This window comes from Candidatus Delongbacteria bacterium, assembly GCA_020634015.1.
In the GTDB taxonomy this organism is placed as follows: domain Bacteria; phylum CAIWAD01; class CAIWAD01; order CAIWAD01; family CAIWAD01; genus JACKCN01.
In genome coordinates this window covers 81,423-95,885 of the sequence record JACKCN010000006.1, presented here as the reverse complement: position 1 = coordinate 95,885, position 14,463 = coordinate 81,423, and the positions used below count along the sequence as shown (strand labels likewise).

14 protein-coding genes are annotated in these 14,463 nt (G+C 65.0%); 7 read left to right on the top strand and 7 right to left on the bottom strand.

From position 1 onward, the window contains the following. Nucleotides 1–27: 27 nt before the first annotated feature. The 5 genes from H6678_11970 to H6678_11950 all read right to left on the bottom strand — a co-directional run bounded on the left by H6678_11970 (nt 28) and on the right by H6678_11950 (nt 3,933). The gene (locus H6678_11970; GenBank protein ID MCB9474517.1) at nt 28–1,344 is read right to left on the bottom strand and encodes a hypothetical protein; all 1,317 of its coding nucleotides are present in this window, start codon (nt 1,342–1,344) and stop codon (nt 28–30) included. A 102-nt stretch (nt 1,345–1,446) separates the two neighbouring features. Next, nucleotides 1,447–1,662 (bottom strand): hypothetical protein, encoded by a 216-nt coding sequence (locus tag H6678_11965; GenBank protein ID MCB9474516.1) that lies wholly within the window; start codon nt 1,660–1,662, stop codon nt 1,447–1,449. A 614-nt stretch (nt 1,663–2,276) separates the two neighbouring features. Beyond that, entirely contained in the window at nt 2,277–2,951 is a 675-nt protein-coding gene (locus tag H6678_11960; GenBank protein MCB9474515.1) for a hypothetical protein, read from the bottom strand. Between the two features lie 17 nt (nt 2,952–2,968). Then, on the bottom strand, nt 2,969–3,442 hold the full coding sequence (locus tag H6678_11955) for a DinB family protein (GenBank protein ID MCB9474514.1): 474 nt from the start codon (nt 3,440–3,442) through the stop codon (nt 2,969–2,971). A gap of 92 nt (nt 3,443–3,534) precedes the next feature. Then, nucleotides 3,535–3,933 (bottom strand): OsmC family protein, encoded by a 399-nt coding sequence (locus H6678_11950; GenBank protein ID MCB9474513.1) that lies wholly within the window; start codon nt 3,931–3,933, stop codon nt 3,535–3,537. 167 nt (nt 3,934–4,100) lie between these two features. Here H6678_11950 and H6678_11945 point away from each other — a divergent pair, with 167 nt between their 5' ends. The 6 genes from H6678_11945 (at nt 4,101) to H6678_11920 (ending at nt 12,766) form a co-directional block, all read left to right on the top strand. Continuing rightward, a complete protein-coding gene (locus tag H6678_11945; protein ID MCB9474512.1) occupies nt 4,101–5,453 on the top strand; it encodes a TolC family protein in 1,353 nt (450 codons plus the stop codon). A 2-nt stretch (nt 5,454–5,455) separates the two neighbouring features. Next, a complete protein-coding gene (locus tag H6678_11940; protein MCB9474511.1) occupies nt 5,456–6,538 on the top strand; it encodes an efflux RND transporter periplasmic adaptor subunit in 1,083 nt (360 codons plus the stop codon). 71 nt (nt 6,539–6,609) lie between these two features. Then, nucleotides 6,610–9,876, top strand: a complete 3,267-nt coding sequence (locus H6678_11935) for an efflux RND transporter permease subunit (protein ID MCB9474510.1) — start codon at nt 6,610–6,612, stop codon at nt 9,874–9,876. 57 nt (nt 9,877–9,933) lie between these two features. Beyond that, a complete protein-coding gene (locus H6678_11930) occupies nt 9,934–10,128 on the top strand; it encodes a DUF2892 domain-containing protein (GenBank protein MCB9474509.1) in 195 nt (64 codons plus the stop codon). A 386-nt stretch (nt 10,129–10,514) separates the two neighbouring features. Further along, the gene (locus H6678_11925) at nt 10,515–11,219 is read left to right on the top strand and encodes an SDR family NAD(P)-dependent oxidoreductase (protein ID MCB9474508.1); all 705 of its coding nucleotides are present in this window, start codon (nt 10,515–10,517) and stop codon (nt 11,217–11,219) included. After that, nucleotides 11,216–12,766, top strand: coding sequence for a hypothetical protein (locus H6678_11920; protein MCB9474507.1), 1,551 nt, complete (start codon nt 11,216–11,218; stop codon nt 12,764–12,766). Before H6678_11925 ends, H6678_11920 begins: the two co-directional genes overlap by 4 nt. A 6-nt stretch (nt 12,767–12,772) precedes the next feature. On the opposite strand, the gene rdgB is transcribed toward H6678_11920, so the two are convergent. Both rdgB and H6678_11910 read right to left on the bottom strand, forming a co-directional pair. Continuing rightward, nucleotides 12,773–13,414, bottom strand: coding sequence for an RdgB/HAM1 family non-canonical purine NTP pyrophosphatase (gene rdgB / locus H6678_11915; protein MCB9474506.1), 642 nt, complete (start codon nt 13,412–13,414; stop codon nt 12,773–12,775). Nucleotides 13,415–13,554: 140 nt separating this feature from the next. Then, nucleotides 13,555–13,911, bottom strand: a complete 357-nt coding sequence (locus tag H6678_11910) for a helix-turn-helix transcriptional regulator (GenBank protein MCB9474505.1) — start codon at nt 13,909–13,911, stop codon at nt 13,555–13,557. Between the two features lie 160 nt (nt 13,912–14,071). On the opposite strand from H6678_11910, the gene H6678_11905 reads away from it, so the two are divergent. Then, on the top strand, nt 14,072–14,452 hold the full coding sequence (locus H6678_11905) for a DUF302 domain-containing protein (GenBank protein MCB9474504.1): 381 nt from the start codon (nt 14,072–14,074) through the stop codon (nt 14,450–14,452). Nucleotides 14,453–14,463 lie beyond the last annotated feature (11 nt).

Sequence of the window (14,463 nt, the reverse complement as noted above, 5' to 3'; positions counted from 1 at the left end):
GTCACACACGCCAGCGGGCGTGCCGCGTCAGGCCCCGGCTCCGTTGATGAAGCGGGACATGTAGTGATAGTCGGGAGTGAATCGTCCGTGGTGCAGGATCACGGCCCGGCGCAGGGGTGCGGGCAGATCCAGTTCCTCGAAGGGGCGCGAGAAATCGGCCCGGGTGAGGTAGGGAACCAGCGGGGCCAGCGCCGCGCTGAAGGTTTCGGAACTGTCACGCGGCAGTTCGCAGGGCAGGTTGTCCACCGCCATGATCACCACGCCCGTGCGGTGGATGCCGTCGCGCACGGTGCGGGTTTCGGGGTGGTAGGTGTAACAGGGCTCGTCGGAGTGGGTGGCTTTCACGCTGCACTCGATGCTGCCCTCGATGTCAATGGAAATGTCGGCGATCACACGCGGGCGCTGCACGCCCGCGGATTCCTGCCATTGCCGGGCCAACAGGTCGCGGCTGACAAGACGCGGGTACTTCGCATTCCAGAGGATGCCGTTGACCAGCAGCTGCAGGTGGGGCAGGATCCGGTCCATGTTGCTCTCGTATTCCTCGGGATTGCTCCAGTAGCGCTCTTCGATCCAGGCCTGGCCGTCGCACCGCCGGAACATGTGCTTCTGGTGCAGTTCCACCGAGTACAGCACTCGGTCGCTCCAGCCACTGTCGACCAGGCCGGGCAGCGCCTCGGGGTCCAGTTTTTCCACGGGCAGTTCGGAGAGCAGCGATTGCGCCCCCTGTGACACGTTGCCGAAGCCGGTGAACCCGATCACCACGGGCCCCAGTTCGCGCCCCAGCCCCTGCTCGCGGATGCGCTTGCCGATGCCGCGCAACTCGTGACGGGCGGCATCCAGGCTGTCGTACTGCCAGGCGTTGCGGATCTCGTCCAGCGGGCCGTCATGACCTTCCATGTCCAGGCGTTCGCCCAGCGCGGCCAGGGCATCGAGCATGCCCGCGTAGCCCGCATGGCGCCCGAAGAACACCAGACGACGATCCTTGTCGTCCACGATGCGCTCGTAGTCAATGAGTGTCACACCCTGCTCGACCATCCGGCGCAGCAGGCCCATGTTGTAGGACTGGCCCTTGATGGTATGGGAGAAGAAGAGCAGCACCTTGCCCTGATAGATCATTTCAAGGGGGATTTCCTTGACCGCGAAGAGGATGTCGCAGTCTCGCAGGTTCTCGCTGAGCTCGGCACCCGCCGCCTGGTACTCGCCATCGGAGTAGATCCGGATGGCCGAGGGTTGCACCACGAAGCGGGCTCCACTGAGTGAACTGAGTTCGGCCACGACATCCGGGCTGAGGGGCGCCCGGCGCTCCCAGCGGCTCTTGTCTTCGCGTCGAATGCCGATGCGCATGGTGATCTCCCGCAGATTGATTCAGGTTCGGTCCCGGTTGGACAGGCTCGCGAATCTAGCATTTGTGACCGGTCAGACAGCTTCGGCCGGCATCCGGCAGCTTCATTGCCCCCGCAGCCAGCCACCGACAAGCAGGGCCGTGCCCAGGGCGACCAGTGTGCTCAGCAGGGTGCCCAGCAGGTACTTCTCGGCGAAGTCGCGGTCATCCAGCGCGCGGAAGCGGGCCATGGACTTGGCGGCCAACACGAATCCGATTGCTCCGTACTGCTGGCCCAGGGCAAAACCGAAGATCAACAGGCGTTCCATCCAGCCAATCAGACGCCCGACCCGAGCCGAACGGGTCTTCTCCGCACTTGTCGGCAACTCGTCGCCGGTGGCATCGTGGCGCACACTGGCCAGCAGCACGCGCACCAGACGGTCTCCCACGGGAAACAGCAGCATCCAGGCGACTCCCCAGGCCAGCAGGGGAGTGCGATCGGAACAGCCCAGCCCCGGCAGTTCGAATTTGATCAGCAGCCAGAGGCTCAGGATCACGAAACCCGCTTCATACAGCAGCAGCAGGGCCAGTCCGCTGCCGGGCGCGATCCGGCGAGCGCGGGTCTCGGCAAGATGAGCCACGAGACGCCAGAGGGCCAGACCCGCCAGCGCAGCCCAACCCAGCCAGCCCCGGGCCGGCAGCCAGAAGCCCGCGAGTGGCAGGAAGAGCACCAGGCCCAGCCAGAGAGTGAATGTGCCCTCGGACCGGTCATCATCTGCCGGGCGTTCCAGCAGAAAGCCCAGCAGAAGGTGCACGAGCCACAGCTGGATGAACGCGGCGGCCAGATCCGGAGGAAGGTGCAGGCCCGCAGGCAGCAAGTCAGATGGAGATGGATGCATGGGGTGCTGGTACCTGCCCTGACAGTTTCAGGCTGATTTGCCTGATTCAAGCGATTTCAGGCGAATTGGCCTGCAAGCAATCGGTCAATCGATTCACTGAACGCGTCGATGGCGGCCACGACTGCGTGGATCTGTGCGCCCTTCAGCACGTCCTCGACCGACTGGCGGGTGACACCGCGGGCGCGGGCGACTTCGGTCGGATGTTTCAATTCCAGCAGCAGGGCGGCGGTCTGCCAGCGCACCAGACTGAATTGACGCAGGTGCCCCTCGATCAGCACCAGGCTGGATTGCAGCCAGCGACTGTCCCGTTCGCCGCTGGCCGACTTGACCGCCAGCAGGGCCTGCCGGTCGCGGGCATCCTGCACGGCATCACGCGCACTGTGAAAACAGGGACCGTCCAGATCACTGACCACATCACTGGGCGAGGTCGTCACACGCCCCAGCCCCAGTCCGAGTCGCACACCGACCCGGGGACGCAGGCCATGGTTGATGCGGAAGAGAAAGTCGCTGAAAGGAAATCCACTGCTTGCCAGCCCCTGGAACTCATCCCCCAGCGTGATCCGAAAGGGCGAGATCAGCCAGCCCGCATACCGGCTGTTGCAATCGGCCAGCAGCCGGATCAGATCCTCCTGTACGGCGGCCCTGTCCTCAAGGCGTCGCGAGGCGATCAGGTCTCCAATCAGGGCCAGTCTTGGGGTATCGTCGGGGGCAATAGTCGTTGTGTCACTCATGCGGACTCCTTGCCGGCTCAGCGGAATGCGGGTTCCAGCCCCATCGAGTGTCGCAGAATTCCCAACTGGCCCGCGTGGTACGCCTCGTGCTGTCCGAAACCCACCAGCACTTCCCGCATGGGCCGGTCCTGATAGGGGCCAAGGCTGCCCGGACTCTCGCAATGAGCCGCATCCATCAGCGGCATCTGCTTCAGCAGCGCTTGCTGCGAGAGCTCGAAACGCTCGAGCAGCACGGTGAATGGAAGCCAGTCCGGATCCTGTCCCGACCTGCCTCGCTGGTATCGAGCCTGCTCCATCTCGTCCAGCAGACGCTCGAGGCCCAGCTGGGTCATCAGATCCACCCGGATGCAGAGAATGTGCCCCAGAATCCAGTTGGCGCAATTGCTGCCCGCGTGTGTCACAAGGCTGGCCGCATGATCGACGCCCGCCGTGTTCCTTGTGATCAGAATGTGATTGAACCCCAGCACCTGCTGCATGATCTGCGGTATCATCGCGCACTCCTCGCTTGTGCCGGTGCACTTTGCGCCGACGCAGGATTCTACGACTTCCGGGCGGGAATCCGAAGCAGGGCGCGGCCCGGGGATCAATCCCTCACACGGGTCTGCATGATGAACTCGGGAGAGGCCATGATGGTCTTCTTCACCGCACACTGGGCCGCCACCCTCTCCAGAACCGGGTGCAGCTTCCCGGGCAGGCTCGAGGGCACGTACAGCGTCGTGCGGAAGGCCTTGACGGCGCGAGTCTCCGGATCACGCTCCAGTTCGAGGGTCAGTTCGATGCCCTCGGCGGAATAGCCCTTGGCGTCACAATAGGCCTTTACATAGTACCCGGCACAGGTCCCGATCGAGGCCAGAAACAGCTCGTAGGGTGCCGGTGCGCTGTCGTCACCTCCCGCTTCCACGGGCTGATCCGAACAGATCTGGTGGCCACGAATCTCGGTGGAAACCCTCTTGCCTTCCCCGAGGCGAATCTGCAGTTTCATCTGGAACTCCTTTTCAATCAAAGTGTTGCGATAGTTTCATCGTTGCCACGAGCCTTGGATCAAAGACCAAAGAATGCATGGCGGCAAACGTTTCCGGTGGTTGCATATTCCATTTCGGTTATTAGATTACCGATTAGTTATGAAGTAAACAAGCAAACGGAGGATACATGCTGCACCAACGCCTGCGAATCCTGATTCCCCTGCTGCTGGCAGCCCTGCCTTCCCTGGCTGCCGAGACCCTGAGCCTGGACGGGGCCGTCCGCATCGCGGAACAGAACAGCCCGCGCGTGGAAGCCGCATCCGAACGTGCGCTGGCCGCCCGGGCAAGATATCGTCAGGCCATGGGACAACTGCTGCCCAGCCTGGAAGTGTCGGAAGTCTTCAACCGCACCACCAGCCCGCTCGAGAACTTCGGGATGCAACTCAGCCGGGAAGAATTCGATCCGGCCGTGATGGCATTTCCCGATCAGGTCAATCACCCCGACGCTCTGGATACCTGGATCACCCGGGTGGAAGCACGCCTGCCGCTCTTCGTGGGCGGGCGCATGGTCACGGGCATCAAGCAGGCGGGCCTGATGGCGACCGCCGGTGAGTCCGAGCGGCGTCACACTCTTGAGGAAGTGCGCCTGGAAGCCATGCGCAGCTGGTTCGATCTGGACCAGGTGCGCGAAATGGTGTCCTTGCTGGAAAAGGCCGAAGCCACCACGGTGGCCCACGTGGACAAGGCGCGCGCCTACGAGGAAGAAGGTTTCCTGGTGCGCAGCGAAGTCCTGCGGGCCGAAGTCTACCTCGCCGAAGTCCGCGACCTGCTCAACAGCGCCCGCGAAGGGGCCCTGCTGGCCGAAGCCGCGCTCAATCTGCGTCTGGGACTGGACCAGGATACCCATTGGGAACTGGGCGAGACTCCTCCTCTGCCGGTTCAGGTCCCCGAGCTGCAGGCACTGGTGACCCGCGCACTGGAGTCGCGCGGTGATCTGGATGCCGCCCGCCAGCGTACCGAAGCCGGACGTCTCACCAGCCGCTCCAGCCTGGGCGCCCTGCTGCCCTCGGCGGGTGTGGTGGCGCGGTACGACATGTTCGACAAGGACCCGCTGGGCAGCAATGCCTCCTCCTGGTCCGTGCTGGCCGCCCTGAGCTGGAAACTGAATCTGGGCGGCAGCGAGGTCTCGGCCTGGCAGGCCGCGCGCCACGAGGCACGCGCGTACACGGCGGACATCGGCCGCTTCGAGGAGGGTGTTCGCCTGCAGGTGCGCCAGGCACACAGCGCCCTTGGTCTGGCCCTGGACCAGCAGCGCACCGCGGCTCTGGCCCTTGACTCCGGTCGCGAGAACCTGCGTATCCTCGAAGAGCGCTTCACCCAGGGCGTTGCAGGCACACTGGATGTGCTGGATGCCCGCACGGCCCTGCGTGAACTGGAAATCCGCGAACTGGTGGCCCGTCACGATGCGTTCGTGGCCGCCCGCAGTCTGGAACTTCTCAGTGGTGCCAGCCTGAACCCCGTCAACAACGAAGGAGAATAGAGATGATGCGCATTCCTGCACGTCGAGTCCTGCCCCTGCTGGCGCTCGGTCTGGTCCTGGCCGGTTGTGGCTCACACGATGGGTCCGGGGGCACGGAGTCCCTGCCCGAGGTCCGGGCGAGTCTGGTATCCGTGGACAGCCGTCCCGTCACACGCATGCTGGAAGTCAGTGGCATGGTCCAGCCACGCCAGCAGAGTGCCCTGATGGGGCGTTCCAGCGGACCGGTCACCGCGATCCACGTCTCCCCCGGGGATCGGGTGGCCAAGGGACAGTTGCTGCTCGAGATCGAGAAGGACATGAACGAGGGCATGCTGCACCAGGCCGAAGGTGCGCTGGCCCAGGCCAAGGCCGCCTTCACTCTGGCCGAACAGAACCATCAGCGCTTCAGCCGTCTGTTCGAGAAGAACGCCTGCTCGCAGCTGGAACTGGATGCGGCTCTGATGCAGCGCGACCAGGCAGCCGGTGCCGTGACCCAGGCCAGCGGTGCCGTTGCCAGCGCGCGCAGTGTCTCCGACGAGACGGACGTGCGCGCCCCCTTCGCTGGCCGGGTGGTGGACACCATGGTCGAGATCGGAGATCTGGCCGCTCCGGGGCGTCCCCTGGTAATGCTGCACAGTCTGGAAGGCAACGAATTCTGGATCACGGTCCCCGAGAGTGAAGCCGGCAGCCTGCAGCGTGGCACGGAGGTCGAGGTGGCCATCGATTCTCGCCCCGAACTGGGACGGCTGGCAAGCTCGGTCAAGGAGGTGGTACCCATGGCCGATCCGGCCACCCACAGCGTTTCCGTGCGGCTCAGTCTGCCCGACGACGGGTTGCGCCCCGGGATCACGGGCAAGGCCTGGCTGCCCGCGGGCGAACATCCCAGCCTGCGTGTTCCCGAATCCGCCATCTATCGCAGTGGTGGCCTGGCTCTGGTCTGCGTCGTGGACGCACAAGGCCTGGCCCGCAGCCGTGCGGTCAGTCTGGGCGACTCACACGACGGTCTGGTGGATGTGCTGGCCGGCCTCGATGCCGGGCAGCGCGTCGTGGCACAGCTGACCCAGCTGATTCCTGAAGGCACACCCATCCGGGAGAGCGCCGAATGAGCCCCCTCAACTTCAACGACAGCGATCACCGGCTGCCCCGCCCGGTATTGCCCAAGGACAGCCCGGTGAACATGCGCACCGGGTTGGCGGGACGGATCGCCGCGGCCTTCATGGACTCCAAGCTGACCCCGCTGCTGATCATGGCCTCGCTCTTCGTGGGATTCTTCGCGGTCATGATCACACCGCGCGAAGAAGAGCCCCAGATCAAGGTGCCCATGGTCGACATCCAGTTCGGGATGCCCGGGGCCAGCGCCGCCGAGATCGAAAAACGCCTGGTCGACCCCGCCGAAAAGCTGCTGTACGAGATCAATGGTGTGGAGTACCTCTACTCCATCAGCCAGCCCTCGGGCGGCATCATCATCGCGCGCTTCCAGGTGGGCACCGATCCCGACGCGGCCGTGGAACGCATCCACAGCAAGCTGGCCGGTACCATGGACGCCATGCCCGAAGGGGCGATGCCACCACTGGTGAAACTGCGCACCATCGACGACGTGCCCGCACTGGCCTACACCCTCTGGGGCGACGGCAAGTCCCCCGCGGAACTGCGCGCCGCCGCCGAGGAACTGCGGGCGGAGATCAAGCGTCATCCACGCATCGCCAAGGCCTGGACCATTGGCGGTGACACACGCACGGTGACCGTGGCCTTCGATGCGGCACGCCTGGCGGCCTACAACAGCAGCCTGTTGCAGGCCTGGCAAGCCCTGGAAGGTGCCAACTGGCGCCTGCCCGCGGGCAGTGTCGAGAGCATGAACACACGCATGGAACTGAGCGTGGGCGGCTTTCTGCGCGACCGTGCCGATGTGGAAGGTACCGTGCTCGGCGTATACGGCGGACGTCCGGTCTACCTGCGCGACGTGGCCACCATCACCGATGGCCCGGGCGAAGCCGAGAATTATGTCTGGATGGGCAGCGGCCCCGGCGCCGAACACAAGCCGGGCCTGCGGCCGGGTGTCGATACACCCGCGGTGACGATCGCGCTGGCCAAGAAACCGGGTACCAACGCGGTGGAACTGGTCCAGGAGATCGACGCCCTGGTGGCCCGGCTGAGCGGCACTCTGATCCCCGGTGACATCACCATCACCAAGACCCGCGACTATGGCTTCACGGCTGGACAGAAGTCCAATGAACTGATCTTTCACACCCTGCTGGCCACCCTCTCGGTGGTGCTGCTGATGTGGCTGATGCTGGGACGCAAGGAAGCCACCGTGGTGCTGGTGGCCGTGCCGGTCACCCTGGCGCTGACCCTGGCCTCCAGCTGGGCCTTTGGCTATACCCTGAACCGGGTCACGCTGTTCGCGCTGATCTTCTCGATCGGCATTCTGGTGGATGATGCGATCGTTGTGGTCGAGAACATCCATCGGCACACGAAACTCAACCCGCGCTATCCCATCCGTGCCACCATTCTGGGCACGGACGAGGTGGGCAACCCGACCATCCTGGCCACCTTCACCGTGATCGCGGCCCTGATGCCGCTGGCCTTCGTGCGTGGTCTGATGGGTCCCTACATGCGCCCGATTCCGGTGAACGCCTCGGCCGCGATGTTCTTCAGCCTGCTGGTGGCCTTCATCATCACTCCCTGGCTGGCCTATCGCCTGTTCAAGAACGAGAAGGTCACCCCCGCCGACGGACACCACCTGCCCGACACGCACGAGCACGAGGACAGCCCCGAGTGGATCCGGCGCCTGTATCACGCCACCCTCAAGCCCCTGATCGCCAGCCGCCCGAAACGCTGGCTGGTGCTGGGCGGTGTCTTCGGGGTGCTGCTGCTGTCCTTTCTCACGATTCCCAGCCACTGGCTGATCGTGAAGATGATGCCCTACGACAACAAGAGTGAGCTCCAGGTGGTGATTGACGCGCCCGAGAACTATCCGCTGGAGCGCACCAACGCCGCGGCCCGCGAACTGGCCGCCGTATTTCGCGACCTGCCCGAGGTCACCGACTACCAGGTGTACGTGGGCAGCTCCTCGCCCTTCAACTTCAATGGGCTGGTGCGTTATTACTTCATGCGTGACCGCCCCTGGCAGGCCGACATCCAGGTGAACCTGCTGGACAAGGAAGACCGCGACCAGGCGAGCCACGATTTCGCCAAGTCGGTGCGCCCACTGCTGCTGCCCATCGCCGAACGGCACGGGGTGAACATCAAGGTCAGCGAAGTGCCGCCCGGGCCGCCCGTGCTGTCCACGATGGTGGCCGAGATCTACGGCCCCACCCTCGAAGGTCGTCTGTCGGTGGCCGAACAGGTGCGCTCGATCTTCTCCAGCACCCAGGGCATCGTGGATACCGACTGGATGGTCGAGGACGCCGTGCCCCGCGAGGAACTGCACGTGGATCACGAAAAGGCGATCCGCCACGGCATCAGCGTCGAACAGGTGGTGCGCACCCTGCGTCTGGCCACCGCCGGAGCCGAAGCCGGCCGCTTGCACGTGGTGAATTCCCGCGAGGAAGTGCCCATCGTGCTGCGCCTTGCCCGCGAGCAGCGCAGCTCCGTGGATGACCTGCTGCGCCTGCGTGTGCACGCGGCCAACGGCGCCATGGTCCCGCTGTCGGAGCTGGTGCGCCGCGAGACGCTGCCCGCCGAGCGCTACATCTACCACAAGAACCTGCAACCGGTGACCTATGTGACCGCCGAGCTGGCCGGCACCGAAGAAAGCCCGGTCTACGGCATTCTGCAGATGAAGGAAGCCATTGCCGATGTGAGCACGCCCGACGGCACCCCGCTGAACGTGATGTCCACCCACCTGCCCCAGGACCGTCAGGCCTGGTCTCTGAAGTGGGACGGCGAGTGGCACATCACCTACGAGGTCTTCCGCGACATGGGTCTGGCCTTCGCGGTGGTGATGGTGCTGATCTATCTGCTGGTGGTGGGCTGGTTCAAGTCCTTCGTGACCCCCATCATCATCATGACCCCGATCCCGCTGACCCTGATCGGCATCCTGCCCGGTCACGCGATTCTGGGCGTGTTCTTCACGGCCACGTCCATGATCGGATTCATCGCCCTGGCCGGAGTGATCGTGCGCAATTCGATTCTGCTGGTGGACTTCATCAACATCGAACTGCGCAAAGGCCGCAGCCTGGAAGACGCCGTGCTCTCCGCGGGCAGTGTGCGCTTCCGGCCGATCCTGCTGACCGCCCTGGCCCTGGTGGTGGGCGCGGGCGTGATCTATCTGGACCCGATTTTCCAGGGTCTGGCTGTGTCGCTGATCGGCGGAGTGATGATTTCCACCTTGCTGACCCTGATCGTGATTCCACTGATGTACTACATGTACCTGAGCACGGTGGGCACGGCAATGGTGATGGGCAGCACCGCGATGGCCGACGAGAATTCACAGGAAGACTGAACAACCGGGCGTGGCATGGCGGGAGCCGTGCCACGCCCATGCAAAAGGAATACGATCATGGGAATGCATCAGGCCCTGCGTCTGCTGGCCGGCTCGATGGTTCTGCTCAGCCTGTTGCTGAGCCGCTATGTACACCCCGGATTCTTCTGGCTGGGAATCTTCGTGGGTGTGAATCTGCTGCAGAGCGCGTTTTCACGCAACTGCCCGGCGATCTGGTTCTTCCTCAAGCTGGGGCTGCGTGAGGACCGTTGATGTTGCGCATCCGAATCACAAGGAACCGCATGAAAGACCTGCTGGAAATCCTCATCATCATCGCTGCCTGGTTGTTCCTGCAGCGCTGGTTGCTGCCGAAACTGGGGGTGCCCACCTGAGGCTCCCCGATGCTTCCCGGTGGGAAGCAGGACTGTGCCATCAACGACTCGCGCGCGGATGACTGCGCGTCCCCGCTTGCCGAAGGCTGGACGGCCGTGGACTTCCGGACACAGGCGCCCGCTTCGCAAGCCACTGAGAAAGCGGAAAGCCCGGGCAGTTGAACGGATACGGGATGTCCCGGGGCCGCGAGCCCCGGGACATCCTCGCCGCGACATCCAGCACTCCGCTGTCTCTCTTTGCGCCTGCAATCCATTAGCTTCGCCCGCATGAACCACACGCCACCTGTCTTCGACAACCGGGACTGGGCCCTGATCACGGGCGCCAGCGGCACTCTGGGCAAAGCCATGGCCCGCAAGGCCGCTGCCGCCGGGCTGGGCCTGCTGCTCTCCTCGCGCGACGAGCCCGCCCTGCATGCACTGGCCCTGGAACTTCGTGAGCTGTGCGGGGAACGCTGTCTGGTGCTGCCCGTGGATCTGGCGTCGCCCAACGGGGCCGAATTGCTGCTCCAGGATCTGCGCGAGCGCTCGCTGCGAGTGCGCTTGCTGGTCCACGCCGCCAATTCCCGCCTGGACGGCACCTTTCTGGACGAGGACCCAATCACCCAGGCCGACTGGCTGCAACTGAACCAGCTCAGCCTGCTGCAGCTGTGCCGCGGCCTGGGGCCGGCGATGGTGGGTCACGGCTGGGCCCGCATTCTGGCGATCGTGCCCGAGCCCGGGGCAAGCGATTCCAGGCAGGTACTGGCCCGGGCTGGGCAGGACTGGATCGAGCGTTTCGTGATCCAGCTGAACGAGGAACTCGCCGGGCAGGATGTGCGGATCGCCAGCTGGCCACGGCGCGGAGATGGCGACCCCGATACCATGGCCGCGGACGCCTGGGCCCGCCTGCTCTCGACGCACGACACACCAGCGGCCACGGCGGGCTCCGCGAACTGGCTGGGACGGCTGCTGGCCCGGATCCTGCCGCGATGAGGGGCGGCCCCCACCACTACGCCGAACTGCATTATGCGCCCGTGGGTCCGGCATTCAGCCGGGTCTGGCAGGACTGGCCCGAAGTCTACCTCGATGCCCCTTGGCTGCTGCTGCCCGACGAGCCCCTTCCCCTGTTCATGGTCTGGCGTGATGCACACCTCTTTCCCTGCCGGATCCACTCGCTCAGACTGCGTTGGCTGGACCCCGACGGTCGCCCGGGCCAACAGGCCCTCGGGGGCGACTGGTCGTTGAGCGAGGAACTGGCGGGCGTGGAACTGGGCCACTTCCGGCCGCAACAGCCCGGAACCTGGGACCTCTGGATCGACGGCGTGGCCGAGCGCCACGGCCGGACCCGCTCTTTCTGCAACCAGCTTGCCCGTGGTTTCGCCGAGCATCCCCTGCGGATCACGGTGGCGCCCGGCCCCGACCCTCGCCTGCCCGGACTGGCCTGGGGCGATCTGCAGGTACACAGTGCGGCCACGCGCGACCCGGTGGAATTCGGTCCGCCACTGCCCCTGCTGAAGTCCGCCGCCCGGGCGGGAGGCCTGGACTGGTTCTGTGTCACGGACCACAGTTATGATCTGGACGATCGCGAGGGCCCCGGGATGGGCAGCGATCCCGCCTGGCCGCGCTGGCACCGGTTGCGGCGGGAGATACTCCAGCTCAACTCAGAGGGTGGAGCACGGATCCTGCTGGGCGAGGAACTGAGTTGTGGCGGCCTGGAAGGGGGCATCCTGCACCTGCTGCTGCTGGCTCCTCCCCGCCCCCTGGCCGGCAGCAGCGACAACGGCGAGGGCCTGCCCTTCCGCCGTGCGGAACACAGTCTGCTGGATGCCCTGGAGGCCATGGGGGACCATGGGCTGGCAGTCGCCTCCCATCCCGGCGAAGCCCCCGGGCGTCTCGAGGGTCTGCTCCTGCGGCGCCGGGACTGGTCGCTGGCCGAACTGCGCCAACTGGGCCACTGGCAGGCCCTGAATGGACTGGATGGAAAAAGCCTGGCCGCGGGTCTGGACAAGGCGCGCAAGCTGTGGAGCGAGGGCTGGCGGGGGGTCCTGCTGGCCGGCAACGACAGCCACGGCAACTTCGCACTGGGACGCGAACTGACCCTGCCCCTGCTGGGCGTGCGAAGCCATCGCGGACATCTCTTCGGCAGGCACCGCAGCGGCATCCTGACGGACGAGCCCACACCGGACCGTGTGCTGGAGGAATTGCGTGCCGGGCGGGTGCTGCTGGGCAACGGGCCCGTGCTCTGTTTTCAGGACGGACACGGCACGCCCGTGTTCACGACGGAGGCCGGCCCCAGGGAGCTGCTGGCACTGGCTGGCGGTCGTCTGGGACTCGTGCGCTGTGTGGAGCTGCTGGAAGGTGGGCCGGAAGGCGAGCGCGTGATCCAGCGCCATCGTCCCCACAGCGAACGCTGGAGCTGTCCACTGCCCGTGGTTCCCGAGCGGGGCTGGCTGCGGGCCAGAATGGCCTGTGACGAGGGTTTCGCGCTCACCAATCCGCTGTTCGGCAAGGCCCACGGACCGGATCCACGCAGGAGCTGAGAAGGCTCAGCCGGCCACGTCTTCTGCGGGTGCGTCTTCGCCGGCCACGTCTTCGGGAGGGCGCTGCGTGATCAACCAGGACCGCAGGGCCTGAAGCGCCAGCCCGCGATGGCTGATCGAGTTCTTGTGCTCCAGAGTCATCTCGGCGAAGGTGTGCTGCTGACGATCGGGCTGGAACACGGGGTCGTAGCCGAAACCTTGCGTGCCATGGGCGTCTTCCGTGATCTGCCCTTCGCAGGTACCCACCAGCAGATGCTCGATCTCGGGCCCCACCACGGCGATCACCGTTTCGAAGCGGGCGGTGCGCTCGTCCATGGGCACCTCCACCAGCTTCTCGAGCAGCAGGCGGACGTTGTCCTCGTAACTGCAGCCGGGGCCGGCGAAACGTGCCGCATGCACGCCCGGCTGGCCATCCAGCGCGTCCACGAACAGGCCCGTGTCGTCGGCAATGGCAATCTGCCCCGTCCGGAGATGCAGGGCACGCGCCTTGATCAGAGCGTTTTCCGCCAGGGTGGCGCCGGTCTCTTCGGGGGCGTTGTATCCATGCAGGGCTGAGGCCCCCAGGACACGGTAACCCGCCGGTTCCAGCAGGTTGCTGAACTCGCGCAGTTTGTCGGCATTGAACGTGGCGATCTGCAGATCGATCATCGGGTCTCCAAGAAAATGGCTCCCCTCCATCCGGAAAGGGAGCCGCAGGACTCATCACATCACATCGGCTTGCACTCTCAGGCGGCACCCGCCCGGGGGATTCTTCCGTCGAAGACCGGACCGGTCTTCAACCAGTCCTCTCAACCAGCCAGGCCCTGAATGGCTCCCAGCATGGCCGAATCCTTGTCCACCTGGCGGCGCAGGCAATCACAGACCGCATCGCAGATCTGGAACACGATCGGGTCGCGAATCGAATAGTAACTGTTCAGTCCCTCGCGACGCACCTTGACCAGACCCGCCGTGCGCAGTACCGCAAGATGCTTGCTCACGTTGGCCTGACTGCAGCCTCCGGCCTGGTCGACAAGATCGGACACACAGCACTCGCCCTGTTTCAGGCAGTGCAGCAGCTTGAGCCTCAAAGGATCGGACATGGCTTTGAGCACCACCGAGATCTTCTCGTAGAAATCCGCGGAATCGGCTGGGGTTGAATTGCTCATCGGGTGTCCTTGCAGCATTGCGGTGGCCAGCAAAGTCCGGAGAAAATCGGCTTGTGCTTGCCCCTGACCGGCACTACATTACTGTTCGGTTATGTAAAATGCAAGCCGAATCGTCCATTCTCCGGAGGCCCCGATGTCCCATTCCACTCCGCCCTTCGCCATGCGCAGTACCACGCGGCTGCCTTTCGAGCAGGCCGTTGCCCGTGTCACCGAGCTGCTTCAGGAGGAGGGCTTCGGTGTGATCACCGAGATCGATGTGCAGGCGACCCTGAAGAAGAAGCTGGATCTGGATCACGCCCCATACCTGATTCTGGGTGCCTGCAACCCCTCGCTGGCCCACCAGGTGCTGGAGGTGGAACCTCTGATCGGAGTGCTGCTGCCCTGCAACGTGGTGATCTGGCAGGAAGAGGATCATTGTGTCGTGGCCGCCATGGAACCGCTGATGATGAGCCGGTTCGTCCAGAATGCCACGCTGGAAAACGTGGCCCGCAAGGTGTCGGGCAGTCTGTCCCGGATTCTGGAAACGATGCACGGGGCCTGAGGGACGCGGTC